Origin of the sequence: Streptomyces sp. NPDC048018, from assembly GCF_043202995.1 — a bacterium.
Classification (GTDB): Bacteria; Actinomycetota; Actinomycetes; order Streptomycetales; family Streptomycetaceae; genus Streptomyces.
Window position 1 is genome coordinate 312237 of the sequence record NZ_JBIDBK010000003.1, and the last position, 21285, is coordinate 333521.

General features: G+C 73.4%; 19 protein-coding genes. 10 read left to right on the forward strand and 9 right to left on the reverse strand.

The window, feature by feature from the left end; translation table 11 throughout:
• Positions 1 to 115: 115 nt before the first annotated feature.
• Both ACGF1Z_RS12745 and xylB read right to left on the reverse strand, forming a co-directional pair.
• The gene (locus ACGF1Z_RS12745; RefSeq protein WP_393002972.1) at positions 116 to 265 is read right to left on the reverse strand and encodes a hypothetical protein; all 150 of its coding nucleotides are present in this window, start codon (positions 263 to 265) and stop codon (positions 116 to 118) included.
• Positions 266 to 622: 357 nt separating this feature from the next.
• Positions 623 to 2098 carry a xylulokinase gene (xylB, locus tag ACGF1Z_RS12750; protein WP_393002974.1) on the reverse strand — a complete coding sequence of 492 codons (1476 nt, stop codon included), beginning with the start codon at positions 2096 to 2098 and terminating at the stop codon, positions 623 to 625.
• Positions 2099 to 2206: 108 nt separating this feature from the next.
• On the opposite strand from xylB, the gene xylA reads away from it, so the two are divergent.
• Complete coding sequence (xylA, locus tag ACGF1Z_RS12755; RefSeq protein WP_393002976.1) at positions 2207 to 3376, forward strand: xylose isomerase; 1170 nt, start codon at positions 2207 to 2209, stop codon at positions 3374 to 3376.
• Between the two features lie 45 nt (positions 3377 to 3421).
• Here the strand turns inward: xylA and ACGF1Z_RS12760 are convergent, their stop codons facing one another.
• Together ACGF1Z_RS12760 and ACGF1Z_RS12765 are read right to left on the reverse strand one after the other, a co-directional pair.
• Complete coding sequence (locus ACGF1Z_RS12760; RefSeq protein ID WP_393002978.1) at positions 3422 to 4270, reverse strand: SMP-30/gluconolactonase/LRE family protein; 849 nt, start codon at positions 4268 to 4270, stop codon at positions 3422 to 3424.
• Entirely contained in the window at positions 4267 to 5040 is a 774-nt protein-coding gene (locus ACGF1Z_RS12765) for an IclR family transcriptional regulator (protein WP_393002980.1), read from the reverse strand. Before ACGF1Z_RS12765 ends, ACGF1Z_RS12760 begins: the two co-directional genes overlap by 4 nt.
• 190 nt (positions 5041 to 5230) lie before the next feature.
• On the opposite strand from ACGF1Z_RS12765, the gene ACGF1Z_RS12770 reads away from it, so the two are divergent.
• From ACGF1Z_RS12770 to mmsB, 6 genes are all read left to right on the forward strand, one after another.
• A complete protein-coding gene (locus ACGF1Z_RS12770) occupies positions 5231 to 6385 on the forward strand; it encodes a mandelate racemase/muconate lactonizing enzyme family protein (RefSeq protein ID WP_393002982.1) in 1155 nt (384 codons plus the stop codon).
• A gap of 293 nt (positions 6386 to 6678) precedes the next feature.
• Entirely contained in the window at positions 6679 to 7692 is a 1014-nt protein-coding gene (locus ACGF1Z_RS12775; RefSeq protein ID WP_393002984.1) for a zinc-binding dehydrogenase, read from the forward strand.
• 348 nt (positions 7693 to 8040) lie between these two features.
• The gene (locus ACGF1Z_RS12780) at positions 8041 to 8967 is read left to right on the forward strand and encodes a hypothetical protein (RefSeq protein WP_393004153.1); all 927 of its coding nucleotides are present in this window, start codon (positions 8041 to 8043) and stop codon (positions 8965 to 8967) included.
• Positions 8968 to 8970: 3 nt separating this feature from the next.
• The gene (gene chvE, locus ACGF1Z_RS12785; protein WP_393002986.1) at positions 8971 to 10080 is read left to right on the forward strand and encodes a multiple monosaccharide ABC transporter substrate-binding protein; all 1110 of its coding nucleotides are present in this window, start codon (positions 8971 to 8973) and stop codon (positions 10078 to 10080) included.
• A gap of 20 nt (positions 10081 to 10100) precedes the next feature.
• A complete protein-coding gene (locus tag ACGF1Z_RS12790) occupies positions 10101 to 11693 on the forward strand; it encodes an ATP-binding cassette domain-containing protein (RefSeq protein WP_393004155.1) in 1593 nt (530 codons plus the stop codon).
• 8 nt (positions 11694 to 11701) lie between these two features.
• Complete coding sequence (mmsB, locus tag ACGF1Z_RS12795; protein ID WP_393002988.1) at positions 11702 to 12931, forward strand: multiple monosaccharide ABC transporter permease; 1230 nt, start codon at positions 11702 to 11704, stop codon at positions 12929 to 12931.
• A gap of 9 nt (positions 12932 to 12940) precedes the next feature.
• Here the strand turns inward: mmsB and ACGF1Z_RS12800 are convergent, their stop codons facing one another.
• A complete protein-coding gene (locus tag ACGF1Z_RS12800; RefSeq protein ID WP_393002990.1) occupies positions 12941 to 13588 on the reverse strand; it encodes an exonuclease domain-containing protein in 648 nt (215 codons plus the stop codon).
• A 199-nt stretch (positions 13589 to 13787) separates the two neighbouring features.
• Between ACGF1Z_RS12800 and ACGF1Z_RS12805 the strand changes: the two genes are divergently transcribed.
• The 3 genes from ACGF1Z_RS12805 (at position 13788) to ACGF1Z_RS12815 (ending at position 15723) form a co-directional block, all read left to right on the forward strand.
• Positions 13788 to 14150 carry a DUF1304 domain-containing protein gene (locus tag ACGF1Z_RS12805; protein WP_393002992.1) on the forward strand — a complete coding sequence of 121 codons (363 nt, stop codon included), beginning with the start codon at positions 13788 to 13790 and terminating at the stop codon, positions 14148 to 14150.
• Between the two features lie 5 nt (positions 14151 to 14155).
• A complete protein-coding gene (locus ACGF1Z_RS12810; RefSeq protein WP_393004157.1) occupies positions 14156 to 14713 on the forward strand; it encodes a TetR family transcriptional regulator in 558 nt (185 codons plus the stop codon).
• 86 nt (positions 14714 to 14799) lie between these two features.
• On the forward strand, positions 14800 to 15723 hold the full coding sequence (locus ACGF1Z_RS12815; protein ID WP_393002994.1) for a poly-gamma-glutamate hydrolase family protein: 924 nt from the start codon (positions 14800 to 14802) through the stop codon (positions 15721 to 15723).
• A gap of 186 nt (positions 15724 to 15909) precedes the next feature.
• On the opposite strand, the gene ACGF1Z_RS12820 is transcribed toward ACGF1Z_RS12815, so the two are convergent.
• From ACGF1Z_RS12820 to ACGF1Z_RS12835, 4 genes are all read right to left on the reverse strand, one after another.
• Positions 15910 to 16407 (reverse strand): DUF1269 domain-containing protein, encoded by a 498-nt coding sequence (locus ACGF1Z_RS12820; RefSeq protein ID WP_393002996.1) that lies wholly within the window; start codon positions 16405 to 16407, stop codon positions 15910 to 15912.
• A gap of 55 nt (positions 16408 to 16462) precedes the next feature.
• Complete coding sequence (locus ACGF1Z_RS12825) at positions 16463 to 17557, reverse strand: chemotaxis protein (RefSeq protein WP_393002998.1); 1095 nt, start codon at positions 17555 to 17557, stop codon at positions 16463 to 16465.
• A 76-nt stretch (positions 17558 to 17633) separates the two neighbouring features.
• Positions 17634 to 18119: a DUF1269 domain-containing protein gene (locus ACGF1Z_RS12830; RefSeq protein WP_393003000.1), complete on the reverse strand. Its 486-nt coding sequence runs from the start codon at positions 18117 to 18119 to the stop codon at positions 17634 to 17636.
• A 215-nt stretch (positions 18120 to 18334) separates the two neighbouring features.
• Positions 18335 to 21256, reverse strand: a complete 2922-nt coding sequence (locus ACGF1Z_RS12835; RefSeq protein ID WP_393003002.1) for a glycoside hydrolase family 48 protein — start codon at positions 21254 to 21256, stop codon at positions 18335 to 18337.
• Between the last annotated feature and the right edge of the window lie 29 nt (positions 21257 to 21285).

A 21285-nucleotide genomic window follows, 5' to 3' on the forward strand; every position in this document is an offset into this window, starting at 1 on the left:
CGGCGACGGAGCCGGCGATCCCGGCCACCGAAGAGCGCGAGGTCCCCGGCGAGGGCGGAGCCCGCGGAGCCCGCGGAGCCCGGGAAGCCCGGGAAGAAGAGGGCGATGCCGGCCGTCACCGTGCACCAATCGGCGCGGCGACGGTGGTCCAGCCGCCGATGACGCCGGCACGCGCGGGCGTGAGGCCCCGACCGGGGTCGTCGAGCGTGCACGGCAGCGCGGCGCCGTAGATGGGGGCGTCCATCCCGTCGAAGAAGACCGCCACCCAGCAGAGGGCGGGGACGGGCAGGACGGAGCGGAGGGCGTGGGGGCGGAGCGGAAGCGTTCGTCACGGGTTTCCCTGGTGACGCGGCTCGTGCGGCGGCTCTGGACGACCAGCCTGTTCGCCTGGTGAAACCCCTTTCACTCGATAGACGGCACGAGTGTCCGCACGGATCGGTCGAGTGTCAACGGTCGCCGCAGAAAACCGTTGGTGCACTGACGATCTCGCGACTGCGTGCGGGCGGGCGCGGGCACGCCGCACGGGGCGTGCCCGCCCCGCACGGCCCGGGGAGGGCCCGGTGCGAGCCCGACCGGCAGCGAACAGTCCGGGCGGGAGCGCCGGGCAGCACCGCCCTCGGGGTCAGCAGAGCAGCGTGGGGGTCGCGCGGTCGAGGACTCCGGAGATCCGCTGCCAGGTGTCCTCGTCCCGCTCGACCGGGTCGAGTTCACGGCCCGCGCCCGCGCCCCAGGCGGTCGCGAGGGCGACCGGGTCGACACCGTTCGCGGCGGCCCCGGCGAGCGCGGCCGCACCGAGGGCGACGAGTTCGGTGGCTGCGGGGACCACCAGGGGGCGGCCGGACAGGCGGCGGACGGTGTCGGTCCAGACCCGGCCCCGCGCACCGCCGCCGATCAGCCGCAGCGGCAGCTCGCGCACGGAGGGCGCGGCGGGGTCGAGGCCGCAAGCGGCGAGGAGTTCGTCGAGGGCCCGCAGCACGGTGAACACGGCACCCTCGTAGGCGGCGCCGAGCAGCCCCTGGGGGGTGGTGGCATGCCGCAGGCCGGTGAGCAGGCCGGTGGCGTGCGGCAGGTCGGGGGTGCGCTCGCCGTCGAGGTACGGCAGGAGGACGAGGCCGTCGCCGCGGGTGGCGTCCTCGCGTTCGAGGCCGAGGAGCGCGGCGATGCGGTCGACGGCGAGGGTGCAGTTGAGCGTGCACCCGAGCGGGAGGTGGACGCCGTCGGCGGCGGCGAAGCCGGCGATGCCGGGGCTGGCGGGGCGGGTGCGGGTGGTGGCGAAGACGGTGCCCGAGGTGCCGAGGCTGACGACCGGCCGGTCGAGGAGCCCGGTTCCGCCGAGGCCGAGTCCGACGGCCGCGGCCATGTTGTCGCCGGTGCCGGCGGCGACGGCGACGCCTGCCGGGAGGCCCAGCGCGTCGGCGGCCGCGGAGGTGAGGGTGCCGACCCGGGTGCCGGCGGTGCGGGCGACGGGCGGGAGGAGGGCGGGGTCGAGGCCGAGCAGGGAGAGCAACTCGGGGTCGTAGGCGGCGCGGCCGGTGTCGTACCAACAGGTGCCGGAGGCGTCGCCGGGGTCCGTGACGGCGGCGCCGCAGAGCCGCTCGGTGAGGAAGTCGTGCGGGAGCCGGACGGCGGCGGCACGGCTTACGGTGAGCGGTTCGGTCTCGCGCAGCCACTGCCATTTCGCGGCGGTCATGGCGGCCACCGGGACGGAGCCGGTGCGGGCCAGCCAGGCGTCGGGCCCGCCGAGTGCGCCCGTCAGCGCGGCGGCCTGCGGGGCGGAGCGGGTGTCGTTCCACAGGAGCGCGGGGCGCAGGGGGCGGTGGGCGGTGTCGAGGACGACGAGGCCGTGCTGCTGACCGGCCACGGCGATGCCGGTGACGGCCGAGGGCGGCACGGCGGCCTGCCGCAGGGCGTCCGCGACGGCGCGGACCAGCGCGGTCCACCACTCCTCGGGGTCGGTCTCGCGCGCCCCTTCCGTGCCCGTGACGGTGTGGGGCGCGCGGCCGAGGGCCAGCAGGGCGCCGGTCCCCGCGTCCACGAGCGCCGCCTTCGTGGACTGGGTGGAGCTGTCGACGCCGATCACCACCGGGCCTGTGGGCATGGGCCAGGTCTCCTTTCCCGGGTGCGGGCTCTGGCGCCCGGCCTCCCCTGACGGTATTAGTTATCTCAGAAAACAAATCTGGTGGCCAGCCTCACGAAGGAGCCGGACATGCCGCAGCATCTCCTCCCCACCCCCGCCGACCGCTTCACCTTCGGCCTCTGGACGGTCGGCTGGCAGGGGCGTGACCCCTTCGGCGACGCCACCCGGCCGGCCCTGGACCCGGTCGAGTCCGTCGAGCGCCTCGCCGGCCTCGGCGCGTACGGGGTCACCTTCCACGACGACGACCTGATCCCCTTCGGCACGGAGGAGGCCGAGCGCGCGCGGACGGTGAAGCGTTTCCGTGCGGCGCTCGACCGCACCGGCCTCACGGTGCCGATGGCCACGACGAACCTCTTCACGCACCCGGTCTTCAAGGACGGTGCCTTCACCGCCAACGACCGTGACGTGCGCCGCTTCGCGCTGCGCAAGACGATCCGCAACATCGACCTCGCCGTCGAGCTCGGCGCCTCCGTGTACGTGGCCTGGGGCGGCCGCGAGGGCGCCGAGTCGGGCGCCGCCAAGGACGTGCGGCTCGCGCTCGACCGGATGAAGGAGGCCTTCGACCTGCTCGGCCAGTACGTCACCGAGCAGGGCTACGAGCTGCGCTTCGCGATCGAGCCCAAGCCGAACGAGCCCCGCGGCGACATCCTGCTGCCGACGATCGGGCACGCCCTCGCGTTCATCGAGCGCCTGGAGCGGCCCGAGCTCGTGGGCGTCAACCCCGAGACGGGCCACGAGCAGATGGCCGGGCTCAACTTCCCGCACGGGATCGCCCAGGCGCTCTGGGCGGGCAAGCTCTTCCACATCGACCTCAACGGCCAGTCGGGCATCAAGTACGACCAGGACCTCCGGTTCGGCGCGGGCGATCTGCGCCAGGCCTTCTGGCTGGTCGACCTCCTGGAGACGGCCGGTTACGAGGGGCCGCGCCACTTCGACTTCAAGCCGGTGCGCACCGACGGCTTCGACGGGGTGTGGGAGTCGGCGAAGAACTGCATGCGCAACTACCTGATCCTCAAGGAGCGCGCCGCCGCGTTCCGGGCCGACCCCGAGGTCGCCGCCGCCCTGACCGCCTCCCGCCTCCACGAACTCGCCGCCCCGACCGCCGCCGACGGGCTCGCGGGCCTGCTCGCCGACCCGACGGCGTACGAGACCTTCGACGCGGGCGCGGCGGCCGAGCGCTCGATGGCGTTCGAGCGGCTCGACCAGCTCGCCCTGGAGCATCTGCTCGCGGTGCGCTGAGCCGCCCCGAGCGGACCGCCCGCGCGGTCGGCGCCGCGGCCCCGTTCAGCCGGCGAACGCCGCGCCCGGCAGGCCCTCCCCCATGTCGGGCAGGACGAGCAGGGACCCGCCGAGCGGCTCCCGGCCGGGGAGGTCGGTGCGTGCGGTCGTGACGTAGAGGTCCCGCAGACCGGGGCCGCCGAAGGCGCAGGCGGTCGGCCGGCGCACGGGCAGCGGGACGGTCCGCTCCAGCGCGCCGGCCGGTGTGTAGCGGTGCAGGCGCCCGCCGTCCCACAGGGCGATCCAGACGCAGCCCTCCGCGTCCACGGCGAGCCCGTCGGGGAAGCCCGCGCCGGGGTCGACGGTCGCGAAGGGGCGCCGCTCGACGACGCGGCCGTCCTCGACCCGAAGGGTGTCCACCCGCCGGGTCGGGCTGTCGACGTAGTACGCGAGGCCCGGGTCGGCCGGACTCCAGCCGATGCCGTTGCTGACCGTCACGCGGTCCAGGAGCCGGGTGACGCCGCCGTCGGGGGCGATGCGGAGGAGGCTGCCGCCGCCCTCCCCCTCGTCGTAGCGCATGGTGCCGGCCCACAGGCTGCCGTCGGGCGCGACGGCGGCGTCGTTGGCCCGGCGCCCGGGCACGGGGTCGTGGTGCAGCCAGCCGAAGCCGCCGTCGGCGTCGTAGCGTCCGACGCCGTCCCGGAGATTGACGACGAGTCCGCCGCCGGCCCGCGGCTTCGCGGCGCCGACGTGCTGTCCGACGTCCGTGACCTGGTGGGCGCCGTCGGCGGGGTCGTAGGAGTGGACGCGCGAGCCGAGGATGTCGACCCAGATCAGGCGGCGCGCGGCCGTGTCCCAGGTGGGCCCCTCGCCGAGGACGTCGTCCGCCGGTAAGGCGACCTCGACCCGGGTCACCGCGGGCCTCCCCGGTGGCCGAGGCGCAGCGACAGGTCGACCGCGCCCTTGGCGGCGAGCGCGGCGAGTTCGCCCTCGCGCTCCTCGCTCCAGCGGATGACGGGCACGGAGATCGAGAGGGCGGCCACGACCTGTCCGGAGCCGTCCCGTACGGGTGCGGCGACGCAGGAGACGTCGGGGTTGGACTCGCGGTGCTCGGTGGCGGTGCCGCGGGCGCGGATCGCGGCGAGTTCGGCGCGCAGCGCGGCCGGGTCGGTGATGCTGCGCGGGGTCATGGCGGTGAGTGCGCGGCCGGCGATGCGCGCGTCGAGCTCGGCCGCGGGCAGGGCGGCGAGCAGCATCTTGCCGACGGAGGTGCAGTGGGCCGGAAGGCGGCGTCCGGCGGCGGAGACCATGCGGACGGCGTGGGTGGAGTCGACCTTGGCGATGTAGATGACGTCGAGGTCCTCCAGCACGGCGACGTGGACGGTCTCGTCGCAGGTCTCGGCGATCTCCTGGGCGACGAGCCGGCCCTCGGCGGCGAGGTCGAGCTGTTCGGCGTAGCGGCTGCCGAGCTGATGGGTGCGGACGCCGAGGCGGTAGCGGCCCGGCTGCCCGGGGGCGGGGGTGAGGTAGTGGCGGGCCGCCAGGGTGGTGAGCAGTTCGTGGGTGGTGGTGCGTGGCAGCCCGAGTCTCCGGGTGATCTCCGGGGCGGAGAGCGTGTCGTCGCTCTGCAGGAACAGCTCGAGTATGTCGAAAGCTCTGGTCACCGCCGGTACGAGACGCCCCATGGCCGTCACCCCGCCCCTCTGTCCGTTCGATATCCCGACCATCGGCCGGCATGGCGAACTCAGGCTAGCCAGGCCGGTGTTCGCCGGGCAATGGCCGCGCACACCATTGACACGCCCGGGGCTGCTGCATACGGTCGCGCCACCATTTCGAACGTGTGACGAAATCTCGAACAACATGGGAGCAACTGCCGTGCGCATCACGGGAATCACCACTCATGTCGTCGGAACACCCTGGCGGAACCTCACGTACGTCCTCGTCCACACCGACGAGGGGCTGACCGGGGTCGGGGAGACCCGGATGCTCGGGCACACGGACGCCCTCCTCGGCTATCTCCGCGAGGCGGAGGTCAACCACATCGCCGGATCGGACCCGTTCGCGGTCGAGGACCTGGTCCGGCGCATGAAGTACGGGGACTTCGGGCGCGCCGGGGAGATCGTGATGTCCGGCATCGCGGTCGTCGAGACCGCCTGCTGGGACATCAAGGGCAAGGCGCTCGGCGTGCCCGTGTGGCAGCTGCTCGGCGGCCGGGTGACCGACCGCGTCAAGGCGTACGCGAACGGCTGGTACACCACCGAACGCACCCCGGAGGCCTACCACAAGGCCGCACGGGAGGTCGTGGCGCGGGGCTACCGCGCCCTGAAGATCGACCCGTTCGGCAACGGGCACCTCGAACTGGACGCCGAGCGGTCGCGGTACGCCGTCGCGCTGATCGAGGCCGTCCGGGACGCGATCGGTCCGGACACCGAGCTGATGGTGGAGATGCACGGACGCTTCTCCCCCGCCACCGCCGTACGACTGGCCCGCGAGCTCGCCCCGTTCCGGCCCGCATGGCTGGAGGAGCCGGTCCCGCCGGAGAACCTCAAGGCCCTGAAGAAGGTCGCCGACACGGTGGAACTGCCGATCGCGACCGGGGAACGCATCCACGACCGGATCGAGTTCCGTGAGCTCTTCGAGTCCCAGGCGGCGGACGTCATCCAGCCGGACCTGGGGCACATCGGCGGGATCCTGGAGGCCCGCAAGCTCGCCGCCACCGCCGAGACCCACTACGTGACGGTCGCCCCGCACAACGTCGGCGGCTCGGTGCTCACCGCCGCCTCGCTCCAACTCGGCGCCTGCACACCCAACTTCCGCATCCTGGAGCACTTCAACGACTTCGCGGACGCGGAGATCACCGGAATCGTGCGCGGGGCGCCCCGCGTGGACCCGGAGACCGGCTGCTTCGCCATCTCGCACGCCCCCGGGCTCGGCGTCGAACTGGACGTGGACGCCGCCGCCGAGTTCCCGCAACAGCGGGCCCGCTTCGACCTGTGGGCCGAGGGCTGGGAACGGCGGGCCCCGAAGTGAGCACGCCGCGCATCCCGGGCGCCCACGCTCCGAGCGCGACCGCCGGCACCGGCACCGCAGGCGTCGCCGGCCGCCCCGGTGTTCCGGACACGGAGGGCGTCGCGGCCGGCACTCCGGAGCCCGGGAGCGTCTCTGCGGGCTTTCCGGTCTCCGCGGGCGTTCCGGAGCCCTCGGCCGACGGTCCCGACCGCCCCCAGAGTGCCCCGGCAGGTGCCCCGGGAGCCCCCGGCCCGCACGGGGGCTCCCCCGTCACCGCCGCCGGCCCGGTGATCGCGACAGCCGCGCGAGCGGGGGTGAGCCGGGCCGTCGAGGTCCTCGCGCCCGGGCGGCACCGGCTCGTGGAGCGGGCGTTGCCCGAGCCCGGCCCCGGAGAGGTGCGCCTGCGGGTCGCCGCCGCGGGGATCTGTCTGAGCGACCGCGAGCTGTACACCGGTCACCGCGACCGCCGCTACGTCCGCTACCCCGTCGTACCCGGACACGAGTGGTCGGGCACCGTCGAGGCCGTGGGCCCCGGCGGTGACCCGGCGCTCGTCGGCCGCAAGGCCGTCGCGGAGGGTTTCCGCAGCTGCGGAAGCTGCGAGCGCTGCCGCTGTGGCGAGACCAGCCTGTGCGACGGCGGCTACGCGGAGACCGGCTTCACCGAGCCGGGCGCCTTCGCCGACCACGTCCTCGTCCCCGGCCGGCTCCTGCACCTCCTGCCGGACGGCGCCGACCTGCGCGGCGCAGCACTGCTGGAACCGGCGGCCGTGGTCGCCGCAGCCGTACGGGCGGGCCGCCCCCGCCCGGGCGAGCGCGTCGCGGTCGTCGGCGCCGGGACCCTCGGCATGCTCGCCGTCCAGCTGCTCGCCGCGTCCTCGCCCGCCGTCCTGGCCGTGGTCGAGCCCCGCGCCGGACGCGGGGAGCAGGCGCTGCGCATCGGGGCGACCGGTCTGCTGACGCCGAATGAGGCGGAGCGGGACGCGCGGGGGCGCTTCGACCTGGTGGTGGAGACCGCCGGGGCGCCGAGCACCGCCGCGTCCTCGTGTCTGCTCGCGCGCCGGGGCGGCCGGGTCGTCCTCACCGGGATGTTCACCCCGGGGGCCGCAGGCATCGATCCCGTCCATCTCTCGCTGAGCCAGCTGGAGGTGCGCAGTGTGTTCGGTGCGTCGTCCGCCGACTGGACCGAGGCGGTCCGCGCCTTCGGACTGGGCCTGATCGACCCGGGCCCGCTCATCAGCCACGAGTTCCCACTGGAGGGCTTCGCGGAGGCGCTGGCGCTGGTGGGCGGCGGCGATCCAGGAACCGGGAAGGTGCTGCTGCGCCCCTGACCGGCGCCGCCGGCGCGGTGAGGGCCGCACCGGCGCCTCGCCGGGTGGCCCCGGGGCCGCACGGCCGCTCGTGCCGCCCCGTCGTCACCTTCCCCGGGCCCTCCGCACACCCCCGCTCGCCCCGGCTCCCCTCGCTCGCCCCCGCTCGCCCACACTCGCGAACACCGTCCGAGATCTCGAACACCTCGCTCCGCCGGACCGCCCGCCCGCCCGCCGCTCAGCAGAGACGGAGGACCTCCCGTGTCCGCTCCACCCGCGCCATCCACTCCGCCCCGCCCGCCCGCTCCGCCGCTCCCCTCCGCCCCGCTCACTCCCCCCGCACCGGCCCGCCGCCCCGGCGCCGCCGCGCTGGACCTGATCGCCCATCCCCTGCCTCCCGTCCAGGACGCCGACTCCTCCCCGCACGCCTTCCCCGACGGCGGGACCTGGCGCACCGAGATCCCGTCCGTGGAGGGTCCCGAGGCGCTGGCCGAGGTGCTGAGGGAGAGCGCCCGGCTCGACGTTCCGGTGCACCGGATCAGCCAGGGCAGCGGGGTGTGGATGCTGACCGACGCGGAGATCGCCGAGATGGCCGGGGCCTGCGCCGAACGCTCCGTGGAGCTCTGCCTGTTCACCGGGCCGCGCGGCTCCTGGGACATCGGCGCCGCGACCCGGACCGACTCCGGCGGCGCCGGCCCGCGCGCCCGCGGTCACGACGCCCTGGCCGGGTGCGTCGAGGACGCGGTGCGCGCCGCCGGGCTCGGCGTGCGCTGTCTTCTCGTCGCCGACGAGGGCGTGTTGTGGACCCTGCACCGGCTGCGCGCGGCGGGCGGCCTGCCCGCCGACACCACGTTCAAGGTGTCCGCGCTGATCGGGCCGGTGAACCCCGCCTCGTACGCGGTGTACGAGCACTTGGGCGCCGACTCGCTCAACGTGCCGTCCGACCTGACCCTCGCGCACCTCACCGAGATCCGCCGGGCCAGCCGCGCTCCGATGGACCTGTACGTGGAGGCGCCGGACGACCTCGGCGGCCACGTCCGCATGTACGAGGCGGCCGAGCTCGTCCGGCGGGGCGCGCCGCTCTACCTGAAGTTCGGCCTGAGCCGGTCGGCCGGCCTCTACCCGTACGGGGCCCATCTGCGCGAGCACGCCCTCGCCACCGCGCGGGAGCGGGTGCGGCGGGGCCGGCTCGTCCTCGATCTGCTGGCCCGGCACGGCGCCGACGGGGGCATGTCCCCGCTCGGCTCCCGGCTGCCCGGCGAGCTCCGGCGTTTTCCCGTGACCGAAGGGAACTGACCCATGCGCACCCCCACCCTGCGCGCCGTCGCCGCGGCGGCGCTGCTCACCACGCTGGTCGCCGGCTGCGGCCAGGAGGCCCGCGGCGGCAGCCGCTACCGGCCCGATGCCGGAAAGGGAGGCACCATCGGGCTCGCCATGCCGACCAAGGCGTCCGAGCGCTGGATCGCGGACGGCGAGAACATGGCCGAGCAGTTCCGCAAGGCCGGCTACGAGACCGATCTGCAGTACGGCGACGACAAGGTCGAGAACCAGATCGCCCAGATCGAGAACATGATCACGAAGGGGCGCCGGCTCCTGGTGGTCGCGGCGATCGACGGCTCGGCGCTCACGGAGGTCCTCCAGCGCGCCCATGACGCGGGCATCCCCGTGATCTCGTACGACCGGCTCATCATGGGCACCGAGAACGTCGACTACTACGCCTCCTTCGACAACGAGCGGGTCGGGGTGCTCCAGGCCCGCTACATCGTGGAGCGCCTGAAGCTGGGCGCCCCGGCCAAGGGGGGCGGCAAGCCGTACGACATCGAGCTCTTCGCGGGCTCCCCCGACGACAACAACACCCGCTACTTCTGGAACGGCGCCATGAAGGTGCTCCAGCCGTACCTCGACAGCGGGCAGCTCGTCGTCCGGAGCGGGCAGACGCGGCTGAACCAGGCGACGACGCTGCGCTGGGACGGCGGCACCGCGCAGAAGCGGATGGACGACCTCATCAGCAGGAACTACGGCGAGGAGAGCGTCGATGCGGTCCTCTCCCCGTACGACGGGATCTCGATCGGGATCATCTCCGCGCTGCGGAGCGCCGGTTACGGCACGGCGGGCCATCCGCTGCCGGTGGTCACGGGGCAGGACGCGGAGCTCGCCTCGGTGAAGTCGATCATCCGCGGGGAGCAGACGCAGACCGTGTTCAAGGACACCCGGAAGCTCGCCGCGCGGGCGGTGGCGATGGGAGACGCGGTGCTCAACGGCCGCAAGCCCGAGGTCAACAACGTCAAGGACTACGACAACGGGAAGAAGACCGTGCCGGCGTACCTCCTCGACCCGGTGAGCATCGACCGCGCCAACACCCAGCTGCTCGTCCGCGAGGGGTACTTCACGGCGGGACAGCTGTCGTGAGCCGGCCACCCGTCCTGGAGATGCGGGGCATCACCAAGACCTTTCCGGGTGTCGCGGCGCTCGATGACGTGCGGCTGAGCGTCGGCGCCGGCGAGGTCCACGCACTGTGCGGGGAGAACGGGGCGGGCAAGTCGACCCTGATGAAGGTGCTCAGCGGAGTCCACCCGCACGGCAGCTACGAGGGCGAGATCCTCTTCGAGGGCAAGCCGCTGGCCCTGCGGGACATCCGGGACGGCGAGCGGCACGGCATCGTGATCATCCATCAGGAACTGGCGCTGGTGCCCCACCTGTCGATCGCCGAGAACATCTTCCTCGGCAACGAGCGTGCCCGGCGCGGGGTCGTCGACTGGCGGGCCACCATGCGGGAGGCGGCCACGCTCATGCGGCGCGTGGGCCTCCGCGCGCACCCGGGCACCCAGGTCTCGGAACTGGGCGTCGGCGGGCAGCAGTTGGTGGAGATCGCGAAGGCGCTCGCCAAGGAGGTCCGGCTGCTCATCCTCGACGAGCCGACGGCCGCGCTCAACGACGCCGACAGCGCGGCGCTGCTCGAACTCGTCCTGGAACTGCGCGCCCAGGGCATCGCCTGCGTGCTGATCTCCCACAAGCTGGGCGAGATCCGCCGGGTCGCCGACGCCGTGACCGTGCTCCGGGACGGGCGCACCGTCGAGACGCTGGTCGTCCGCGCGGCGCCGGACGCCGAGCCGGACGTGTCGGAGGACCGCATCATCCAGGGGATGGTGGGCAGGTCCCTCGACCGGCGCTTCCCCGAACGGACCGGGTACGCCGGCGAGGACGCCGGGCGGGAGGCGCTGCGGGTGCGCGGCTGGACGGTCCGCCACCCCGCCGACCGGCGGCGGACCGTCGTGGACGACGTCTCGCTGACCGTGGGCCGGGGCGAGATCGTCGGGATCGCGGGGCTGATGGGAGCGGGGCGTACCGAGCTCGCGATGTCGCTCTTCGGACGCTCCTACGGGCACCACGTGGCCGGCTCGGTGGCGGTGGACGGGCGGGCGGCGAGCCTGGCGAGCGTCCCGGAGGCGATCGCGGCGGGGCTCGCGTACGTCACGGAGGACCGCAAGCGGTACGGGCTCAATCTCGTCGACACGGTGCACCGCAACGTCTCGCTGGCCTCGCTGCACCGGATGGTGCGGCGCGGCACGGTCGACGAGCACGAGGAGCGGCGGGTCGCCGAGGGCTTCCGCCGGAGCCTCGGCATCCGGACGCCGTCCGTCCTGGAGGAGGTCGGGCGCCTGTCCGGCGGCAACCAGCAGAAGGTGGTGCTCGGGAGGTGGATCCACGCCGATCCCCGGGTGCTGATCCTCGACGAGCCGACCCGGGGTGTGGACGTCGGCGCCAAGTACGAGATCTACACGGTGATCGACCGGCTCGCCGCGGAGGGCCGGGCCGTGCTCCTCATCTCCTCGGAGCTGCCAGAACTCCTCGGGATGTGCGACCGGATCTACACGATGGCCGAGGGCCGGCTCACCGCCGAGGTCGCCCGCGCGGACGCCACCCAGGAAGTCCTGATGCGCCACATGACCCCGAGCGGCCCGACGGCGAAGCCGCACCCGGTCCCGCACCAGACATCACAACCGAACCCGAGCGGAAGCTGAGGCCCGACATGACCACCACGACGCCTACCGCACGGGACGCCCGGGCCGGGCGGCCGGACCGCCCGTCCGCGGGCGCGCTGCTGCTCACGGGGCTGCGGGCGAACATGCGGCAGTACGGCATGCTCGTCGCGCTCGCCTTCATCGTCGTGCTGTTCCAGATCTGGACCGACGGGACGCTGCTGCTGCCGAACAACGTCTCCAACCTGATCCAGCAGAACAGCTACATCCTCATCCTCGCCATGGGCATGATGATCGTGATCGTCGCCGGTCACATCGACCTGTCCGTGGGCTCGCTCGCCGCGTTCGTCGGCGCCCTCGCGGCGGTCCTCATGGTCCGCCACGACGTGCCGTGGATCCTGGCGCTCGCCCTCTCGCTGCTCGTGGGAGCGGCCGCGGGCGCCTGGCAGGGCTGGTTCGTGGCGTACCTCGGGATCCCGTCGTTCATCGTCACGCTCGCCGGGATGCTGCTGTTCCGCGGACTCACCCAGATCTTCCTGGAGGGCCGCTCGCTCGCGCCGTTCCCCGAGGGCTTCCAGAACATCGCCAAGGGCTTCCTGCCCGAGGTGGGACCCTACACGCAGTACCACAACCCGACGCTCCTGCTCGGTCTCGCCGCCCTCGTCACCCTGCTCGCCCGTGAGGTGCGGGACCGCCGGCGTCGGGCGGAGTACGAGCTCGACCCGCTGCCCACCGGGCTGTGGCTGCTCAAGTGCGCGGCGATCACGGCCGCCGTCGTGGCCTTCACCCTGACCCTCGCCAGCTTCCACGGCGTGCCGGTGGTCATGCTCGTCATGTGCGTGCTGCTCGTCGGCCTGGGCTACGTGATGCGCAACGCGGTGATCGGGCGTCATGTGTACGCGCTCGGCGGCAACAGGGCCGCGGCCACGCTGTCCGGGGTGAAGGACCGGCGGGTCACCTTCCTCGTGTTCGTCACCATGGGCGTGCTCGCCGCGCTCGCGGGCTGCGTCTACGCGGCCCGGCTCAACGCGGGCACCCCGCAGGCCGGCCTCAACTTCGAACTGGAGGCGATCGCCGCCGTGTTCATCGGCGGGGCGTCGATGAGCGGCGGCATCGGCCGGGTGACCGGCGCCGTGATCGGCGGGCTCGTCCTCGGCGTCCTCAACAACGGGATGTCGCTCGTCGGCATCGGCACGGACTACCAGCAGGTCATCAAGGGCCTGGTGCTGCTCGCGGCGGTCGGCTTCGACGTCTGGAACAAGCGCCGGGCAGGCCGCTAGGTGTATGGATCATGGACGTTGCTGCCCGGAGGGCAGGCGGGAGTCTGACGACAGGGCCTGGAAGGGCTCTCCCGCGGTCGGACCCGCAGCGGGCCAGGCCTCGCGGTCCACCAGGTCGAGGACGAGGGCGGCGATGTTCCACGCGTCGTCCACGCCCCGGTGGTGGCGCCCCTCCAGGGGAAGTCCGGCGATCTGCAGCGCGCCCGCCATGCCGGGCCGCTTGCGCAGGCCGTACGCCTGGGTGAAGACCGCCTTGGCGTTGGTGTGCCCGAGCTCCGTGGGCCGCCCGAAGGGATACGAGGCGCCGGTGGCCCGGCACTGGCGGTCGAACTGCCGGCGGTCGTAGTCGCCCCAGCTCGCCCAGGGCCGGCGCCGCGCGTCGTACGTGTCGGCGAGCAGCCGGCAGGCCTCGTCGAAGGCGACGCCCGCGGCGACCTCGGCCGGGGTGAGACCGGTCAGCTCGGTGCAGAAGGAGCTCACCTCGGAACGGGCGGGCCGGACCAGGACGCGGTGCCGGGAGACCCGGCGACGGGCCGCGAGGTCGACGACCGTGAGCCCGATCTCGATGATCTCGCTCACCTGGCCGGGCGGGGGCTGCCCTTCCCAGCAGGTGGCCTCCACGTCGACGACGTTCAGTAGTGCGGGTCCGCTGTCCATGGCGGCAGCGTAGGGAGGCGCGCAGCGCCGGGGCATCCGAATTTGCGCGGACCCCGGGGCGGGCTACGCCGCCGCGGTCACCCACGTTGACTTCATGGACAGGTGTCCATATATTCGAGACACCTGTCCATGAAATGGCGAGATCCTTCCCGGTTGCCGGCAACGGGGTCCCGCGCGACGCGAGGGAGCGACCGCACCGATGGAGACGACCGCGAACGTGCTGGTGGCCCTGGTGGCCGTCCTGCACCTGTACTTCATGGCCCTGGAGATGTTCCTGTGGCAACGCGCACCGGGACGCAAGCTCTCCGGGTTCGACGCGGACCTGGCCCGCGCCACCGCCCCGCTCGCCGCGAACCAGGGGCTCTACAACGGCTTCCTGGCGGCCGGCCTCGTCTGGGGGCTGTTCGCCGGGGATCCGACCGGCTTCCGGGTCCGGGTGTTCTTCCTCGTCTGCGTCGTGATCGCCGGCGTCTACGGCAGCCTCACCGCCAACCGCCGCATCCTGATCGCCCAGGCCCTGCCCGGCGCCCTCGCGCTCGGCGCCGTCCTGTCGGCCGGGTGAACGAGATGCCGGAGGATCCCCGCGCCGGGCGGACCCGGGCCCGGTTGCGCGAGGCCCTGTGGGAGGAGTGCGCCAACGGCCCGCTGGAGAAGGCCGGCGTCGCGGCCGTGGCGCGCCGGGCCGGAGTCGGCCGTGCCACGTTCTACGTGCACTACGCGGACCTGGAGGCGCTCGCCGTCGACGCCTGCGCCGAGATCGTCCGCGAGGCAGTGGACGCCCTGCACGCCTGGCGTGGCGTCGCCGACCCCGCCAACCCGCCGCCCGCCCTGGTCGCCTTCTTCGAAGGCCTGCCGCAACGCCGAGCCCTCTACGCCCAGTTGCTCCGGCCCGGCGGCGGCGGTCCGCTCGGTCAGGTCCTCCATCGCGACCTGCGCGCCCGCAGCCGGGCCGAGCGTGAACTGGCCGGCGCGCCGGAGCCGGAGCTGGTCGCCTCCGCGGTGGCCTCGGCCTTCGCCGGGGTGCTCGCCGACTGGCTGCACGGCATGATCGAGGGCACCCCCGCCGAGATCGCCGGGAGGGTCTGGCGGCTGCTGATCAGCCTGCACCGCACCCCGCTGCCCTGAGCTCGCCGCGCCGCACGGCGGCGTCGGAGCCCGGGAATGTCATGCCTCCGTCGACGGAGCCGGCGGAGGTCGTGCAAGATCGCGTCATGACCAACACCAGCAGACGTACCGTCCTCGCTTCCGTGGCCGCCGTGGCCGCCGGCCTGCCCACCCTCAACGCCGTCGTCGGCAACGGCGCGACACCCGCCGCCGCGGCCGACACGTTCGTCTCCAACACCAAGCTGTACAGCGACGGGACGTACAAGGAAGGGGTCGACTACATGCGCCGGTACCGCATCGGCGCCCCCGTGGTCACCGACAACGACCGTTATGCGAGCGTCCCCCTCAACAGCACGGCGGTGCTCGCGCCGCACGGCGGCGGCATCGAGGCCGGCACCAGCGAGCTGTGCATGGCCGTGGCCGGCTACACCCCCTTCGACTACGGCCTCGACGTCGATCCCTCTTCCGCAGCGGTGGCGGGCGAGGTGCAGCGCGATTTCTGGATGTTCGAGGCCCTGACGCATTCGAGCGACCAGCACGTCACCTCGACCCACTGCGACGACCCGGCCGCCCTCGCCGTCTGTGCGAACAACCTGTACGCGGTCTCCCTGCACGGCTACAGCGACACGGGGCAGCGAAAGGTCATCATCGGGGGGCGGGACGAGCGCCTCAAGCGCAACCTCGCCGCCTCCTTCGAGAACTGCGGCATCAGCCCCTACGTCGGCAACACCGACTGGAACGTGGTCGTCGAGGTTGCGGGGGCGGACGACCCCATCAACGGCGACGACCCCGCGAACATCATCAACCGGACGCGCACCGGCGGCGGCGCCCAGCTGGAGATGTCCACGGCGCTGCGCAGCGCGATGTTCGGCGACTTCTCGACCGGCTCCCAGCGCAGGAAGACCGCGGGCCGGCCGAGCACCGACAGCCCCTACGCGGACCGCCTCTGGAACGGCTTCGTCAAGGCCGTGCGCGACGCCATGAGGAACCACGAGCTCGGCCAGGACCCGCAGTACTACCCGAAGGCCTGAGCCTCACCCGTGCCGCGGCGGCTGTTCGACGCGGTGCACCGAACGGCCCGCCCCCCGGTCCGTGACGCGCTCACGTCGCCACCCCGCGCCCCGGACCCGCGCCGGGCGGCCGCCGACCCGCAGTGAGGGGACGGCGGCCGCCCGGCCGCGGCGGTCCGGAGCGCGGAGGTCCCGGCCCGGGAGGGCTCAGGCCGCCTCGGGACCGGCCAGCTGCTCCGCGAGCTCCTTCTCGCTCTCCTCGGAGAGCGAGGTCTTGAGCAGGGTCCCGCCGAAGGGCGCCATCGCGGCGGCGAACCGGTCCTCGGTGACCTTGGAGGCCATGATGACGACCGCCGAGTGGCCGGGGCTGAGCAGCTCCTGGACCTTCCCGCGGAACCTCCCGTCGACGCCCATCTGGTTCAGCTTGCCGATCAGGCCGCCGACAGCGGCGCCGACCACTCCCATGGCCGGCGTGAGGACGACCATGCCGAAGACCATGCCCCACAGGGCGCCGGCCGTGGCCGAGAGGGCCACCTCCTCGGTCCTGGCCGGAGTGTCCACATGGGTCTTGCCGTCCTCGTCCACCGTGACGACCGCCAGACCGGTCAGGTCGACGACGTGCGCGTCCTTCAGCTTCTGCACCTCCGCGAAGGCCTTGTCGGCGACCGACTGGTCCTCGTAGCCGATGACGATGAGCTCGGACATCCGTTTCTCCTTCACAGGGGGTGCCGGTGACTCGGCGCTCCGGGCCGGTACCGCGTCAGTAGCGCAGCACTCCGGCGATGCGCCCCCGGCCGTTCAGCGAGTCGTCGGGCACGAAGCGGACCTCCGCCCCGGTCTCGAGGGCCTGCTCGACGATCTCGTCGACCATGTCGTCCCTCGCGCCCGACTCCGCGGCCTCCGCGGGCTCCAGATGGCCGCCCGAGTCCCGGACGACCTCCCGGTAGTGCTCCTCCACGGCCAGCAGGCGCATCCGGCCGTCCTTCACGGCCTGCCACACCTCGTCGATGCCACCGGCGTACTCGCGCCGGCCCCGGGCCGCGTCGAGTTCGGCGACGACGGTGGCCGTCGCGGCGGCGTCGCGGGCGGTGCGGATCGGCTCGACGGCCTCCCACACGGCGGCGGCCGGCCCCGCGGCGAGTCCGCCGTGCTCGACGGTCAGGGTGGCCGGGCCCAGGGAGCCGAGGTCCGCCAGCAGCCCGAGCGCGGCGGACGATCCGGTCACGTAGAGCGGCCGGGGCTCGGAGGCCAGCACGACCCGCAGCCTCTCGTGCGCCTCGCGCAGGAACTGACGCGTGGCCTCGTCCTGGAAGGTGCTGGGGAGGTCGCCGATGCGTTCCTTGCGCTCCGCGTCCGGGTCCTCCAGGCTGCGGGTGAGCGGGAAGCCGTCCCCGGTGTGCTCGGTGGCCCGCTCGGAGCCGCCGTCCCACAGGGACACCCGGTCGGCGGCCACGGCCAGCACCCAGTACGGCTGCTCGGCGGCCTGCGCGGCGACGAGGTTCCGGGTGAGGAAGGTGTCCGCCAGGACCACGCGTTCCGGGACCTCGCGGGCCACCGACCAGACGTGCCGCTCTCCCGGGGCGACGAAGACGACCAGTCCGTCCTCGGCGTGCGCCAGGTCGATCTCCGCCTCGGCACGCCGCAGCTGGTCGAGGACGTCCGCCCGCTTCTCGCGCGAGACCGCCGGGTCCTCCTGGAGCGCCTTCTCCGCCTCGGCGATGAGCTTGCGCAGCCGGACGGGGTCCTGGGTGTTGTCCGGTTCGCGCCGGTGCGTCGGCATCACGAGGGAGAGGGCGGGGTACGGCCGGGGCTGCCGGAGCTTGGCGAGCGAGTCCGGGGTGAGAACGGGGTCCATGGGATGGCCTTCCTGGGCGGTGGCGGCGGTTCGGGTGCCCGGTGCGCCGCCGAGGGGGTCACGGGTGCCGCGGCGGCTACGGCGTGCCGGTGAGCTGCTCGGCCAGTTCCCTCTCGTCCGCGTCGCTGAGCGACGTCTTCAGGACGGTGCCTCCGTGCCGCTGCATGGCGGCCGCGAACTTGTCGTCGGTGACCTTCGACGCCATGATCACGACGGCTGCGGAGCCGGGCCTGAGCAGATCACCGACCTGGGCGCGGAACCGCTCGTCGACACCGGACTTGCTGAGCCTGCCCACGAGGCCGCCGAGCGCCGCCCCGGTCAGCAGGCCGAGCCCGGGGACCAGGAAGAGCACGCCGAAGATGGCGCCCCACAGGGCCCCGGAGGCGGCGGAGACCCCGATGACGCGGCTCGACGAGTCGACATGGGTCCGGCCGTCCTCGTCCACGGAGACGACCGCGAGGCCGTTGAGGTGGACGACGTGGTCCCGCTGCAGGTCCTGGACCGTGCCGAACGCCTCCTCGGCCACGCCGGGGGCGTCGTATCCGATCACGATGAGCTCCACCAACTGACGCCTCCTGCTCGGGCGCGCGCGCCACGGAGACCGAAGCCGCACGGTGCGCCGGCCCCTCGGGGTTCACAAGATCCCATGGTGCCCCGGCCGCCCCCTTCCCGCGACCGGGGCGGGCGGGGACGGGAAGAGGAGGCCGGGCGGACCCCGTGGGAGGGTCCGCCCGGCGTCGTCGCACGCGGAGCCGGCTCGCTTTCGCGGGGCGGCGGTTATTCGAGCAGCTCCGCGTACGAGCCCATGGCCAGGGCGATGTCCGCCTGGGCCCAGAACCGGTGGTAGGTGAAGACGGGGGCGGCGCCGCCCGCCAGATAGGCCTCGATCTTCGGCCAGGCGGGGTCGTTCCGGTAGAAGGAGCGGATCGAGGCGAAGGTGGACGTGGCGTTCACCGCGTCGCCGTTCGGCATGGTGCCGGTCCAGCCGCTCGGGACGTACACGGGGTCGTCGAAGCGGTTGTAGTCGGCACGGGTCTCCGGGACCGCGATGCCCAGCGCGTCCTGGTGGTGGTTCCACATGCCGTCGAGGAGTGCCTTGGCGACCCGCTTGGCCTCGGCGTGGCCGGACCTGGCCGCGTAGTAGGTCAGGGTCTTCGCGTAGGCGGCGGCCACGCCGACGTCGTCGGTGTAGTCGGCGACGGTGACGTGCAGCCCCTTGTTGGCGCCGGGGCTCGCGGCGTTCCAGGTGTCGGGTGCGCCGGACCACTGCAGGGTGGCGGGGATGCGGTAGGTGCCGTCGGGGTTGACGGTGGTCCGGGACAGCGCCCAGGCGACCCACTTGTCGAGCACGGTCCCGGCGGCCGGGTCTCCGGTCTGCTGGTAGTACTCGGCCACGCGCTCCATGGACCAGGCCTGGAAGCCGAACCACTGGTTGGACGGCGGGTCGTGGTAGACCGGCTTCTCGTCGTAGAACATGCCGTGGAAGGTCGGTGTGCCGGCCGGCGGGGTGGCGTAGCGGCCCTGCCAGCTGTTGGTGGCACCGCCCGCGATGGCCCCTTCGTCGGACTGCAGCCAGCGGTAGAACTCCAGCTGCCGGGTCAGACTGGTCGCCCAGTCGGCGGAACCGGTGGCCGACCTGGGCTTGAGCGGGGCGTAGGAGCTGAGGGCGTAGGCGGCGAGCGGGTTCTGGTACCCGCCGTGGGCGTGGCTGGAGCCGATGCGCCAGGCCCAGCCGGCCGAGGTGTCCGTGGCGCCGCCCCAGGCGTAGTACCAGGACATCAGGTAGTGGGAGCTGTCCTTGCCGCTCCCCGCCGGGCAGGCGGTGGGTCCGACGCAGCCGCCGATCTTCTTGAAGTACTTGTCGACCATGGCGTAGCGCAGGTAGTCACCCATCTTGGCGGCCTTGCCGACGGTCGTGGCGACCTGGGCGCCCTTGCCCTGCTGTCTGGCCCAGACGTCGGCCCAGTAGGCGGCCTGGACGGCGCGCGCGTCGGCGTCGGGGGCGTTGGTGAACTTCCACTGCCTGGCGTACGAGCTGTCGCCGGTGAACAGGTCCAGATAGCCGTTCCGGCCGCCGTAGGCGAAGCGGTCGCAGGTGGGGTGGGGGACGGTCTCCCAGACGGACTCCTGCGGACCGCGCTGGAAGGTGTTGACGTACGAGGGGCCGGTGGCGGTGGGGCCGGTCGAGCACTTCCCGGGTTCGTTGCCGTAGCCGTAGACGTTGTCGACGTCCTGGATCCAGTGCATGCCGTAGACGTCGTCGGTGCCGTACGCGCTCTTCAGCTCGGCGGCGAGCGGGTCGGCGCCGGCCGTGACGGCGGTGTCGAGCTTCGCCGGGTACTGCGAGGGCAGGTCCCACTCGGGCGCGTAGGTGGCGGGCTTGGCGGCGTTGTAGGAGGAGTTGGTGGGCTGGTCGGCGTGGGTGGGGATCATGTACTTCTCGAGGGTGTCCCACGCGCCGTTGAACTTGGACCAGTCGCCGGTGACCTTCCCGTACATGGCCTGGAGCCAGACGAGGTAGCTGTAGGCCTCCGAGGTGGTCTCGTGGCCGTGGTCGGGAGCCTCGACGATGAGGGTCTCGACGGAGTGGTACGGGATGCCCTCGGGCGAGAAGTAGCCGTTGGCCGGGTTGGTGATCTTCCCGTACAGGTCGAGGAAGCGGGCGTCGTAGGTGGAGTTCGCCGCCAGCTGGGCGACGGTGACCTCGGCCTTGGCATGGCCGGGGGCGGTCGCGGTGAAGACGGCTGTCCCGGTGCCGGTGGCCGCTGCGGCGACGGTCACCCTCTGGGCGGTGTTCCAGTTCGCCGGGGTGAAGGTGAGCGTGGCCGGGCTCGCGGTGAGGCCGGCCACGCCCGAGGTGCGGGCGATGCCCACCGTCACGTTCGCGGCGGGCTGCGTGGAGAGCTTGAGGTCGAAGGCGCCGCTCTCGCCCTGGCGTACCGAGAGCCGGGCGGGCGTGGCGACGAGCGCGGGGCCCGCGGCGACGGTGATGCCCACGGGCGTGGACTCGCCGGTGGCGCCGAGGGAGTCGTACGCCTTGGCGTAGAGGGAGTGGGCGCCGGCCGGGAGGGAGGTGGCGCCGAGGGTGAACGGCGCGGTGGTGTCGGTGCCGATGAGGCCGGTGTCGCTGTAGAACTCGACCCTGGCGACCGTGGCGCCGTCGGCGGCGGCGGCGGTGGCGGCGAGCGGGACGGCGTCGCCCTCGGTGTACACGGCGCCGGGCGCCGGGCTGGTGAGGACGGTCACGGGGGGCTGGTGGGCGCCTGTGCAGGGGGTTCCGTTGACGCTGAAGGAGGTCGGCGCGGTGTTGGTGCCGGTGTAGGCGAACTGGGCGCCGGTGGTGACGGCGGCGCCCGCGGCGACCGTGCCGTTCCAGGCGGCGTTGGTGACCGTGACGGTCCTGCCGGACTGGCTCCAGGTGCCGTTCCATCCGTTGCCGAGCTTCTGGTCGCCGGTGAGGGCGTAGCTCAGCGTCCAGCCGTCGAGGGCGGTGGTGGCGCGGTTGGTGACGGTGAGCTCGGCGGTGAAGCCGGAGCCCCAGTCGTTGGTCCGGTAGTCGACGCTGCACTGCACGGCGGCGGCCTGGGCGGGTGGTCCGACCGTCAGCAGGGCGGCCGGCAGGGCGAGTACGGCGGCCAGCGCGGTGAGGGGCCGGACCGGGGGGCGTGGGCCGTGGGGCCGGTGGGGGCGTGGTGGCATGCGGGTGGTTCTCCTCGCGGCTCGGAAGG

Coding starts and splice junctions, on each gene's coding strand:
- xylB (WP_393002974.1), bottom strand. CDS start 2,098: ATGCCCACAGGCCCGGTGGTGATCGGCGTCGACAGCTCCACCCAGTCC.
- xylA (WP_393002976.1), top strand. CDS start 2,207: ATGCCGCAGCATCTCCTCCCCACCCCCGCCGACCGCTTCACCTTCGGC.
- ACGF1Z_RS12765 (WP_393002980.1), bottom strand. CDS start 5,040: ATGGGGCGTCTCGTACCGGCGGTGACCAGAGCTTTCGACATACTCGAG.
- chvE (WP_393002986.1), top strand. CDS start 8,971: ATGCGCACCCCCACCCTGCGCGCCGTCGCCGCGGCGGCGCTGCTCACC.
- ACGF1Z_RS12790 (WP_393004155.1), top strand. CDS start 10,101: ATGCGGGGCATCACCAAGACCTTTCCGGGTGTCGCGGCGCTCGATGAC.
- mmsB (WP_393002988.1), top strand. CDS start 11,702: ATGACCACCACGACGCCTACCGCACGGGACGCCCGGGCCGGGCGGCCG.
- ACGF1Z_RS12800 (WP_393002990.1), bottom strand. CDS start 13,588: ATGGACAGCGGACCCGCACTACTGAACGTCGTCGACGTGGAGGCCACC.
- ACGF1Z_RS12805 (WP_393002992.1), top strand. CDS start 13,788: ATGGAGACGACCGCGAACGTGCTGGTGGCCCTGGTGGCCGTCCTGCAC.
- ACGF1Z_RS12810 (WP_393004157.1), top strand. CDS start 14,156: ATGCCGGAGGATCCCCGCGCCGGGCGGACCCGGGCCCGGTTGCGCGAG.
- ACGF1Z_RS12815 (WP_393002994.1), top strand. CDS start 14,800: ATGACCAACACCAGCAGACGTACCGTCCTCGCTTCCGTGGCCGCCGTG.
- ACGF1Z_RS12820 (WP_393002996.1), bottom strand. CDS start 16,407: ATGTCCGAGCTCATCGTCATCGGCTACGAGGACCAGTCGGTCGCCGAC.
- ACGF1Z_RS12825 (WP_393002998.1), bottom strand. CDS start 17,557: ATGGACCCCGTTCTCACCCCGGACTCGCTCGCCAAGCTCCGGCAGCCC.
- ACGF1Z_RS12835 (WP_393003002.1), bottom strand. CDS start 21,256: ATGCCACCACGCCCCCACCGGCCCCACGGCCCACGCCCCCCGGTCCGG.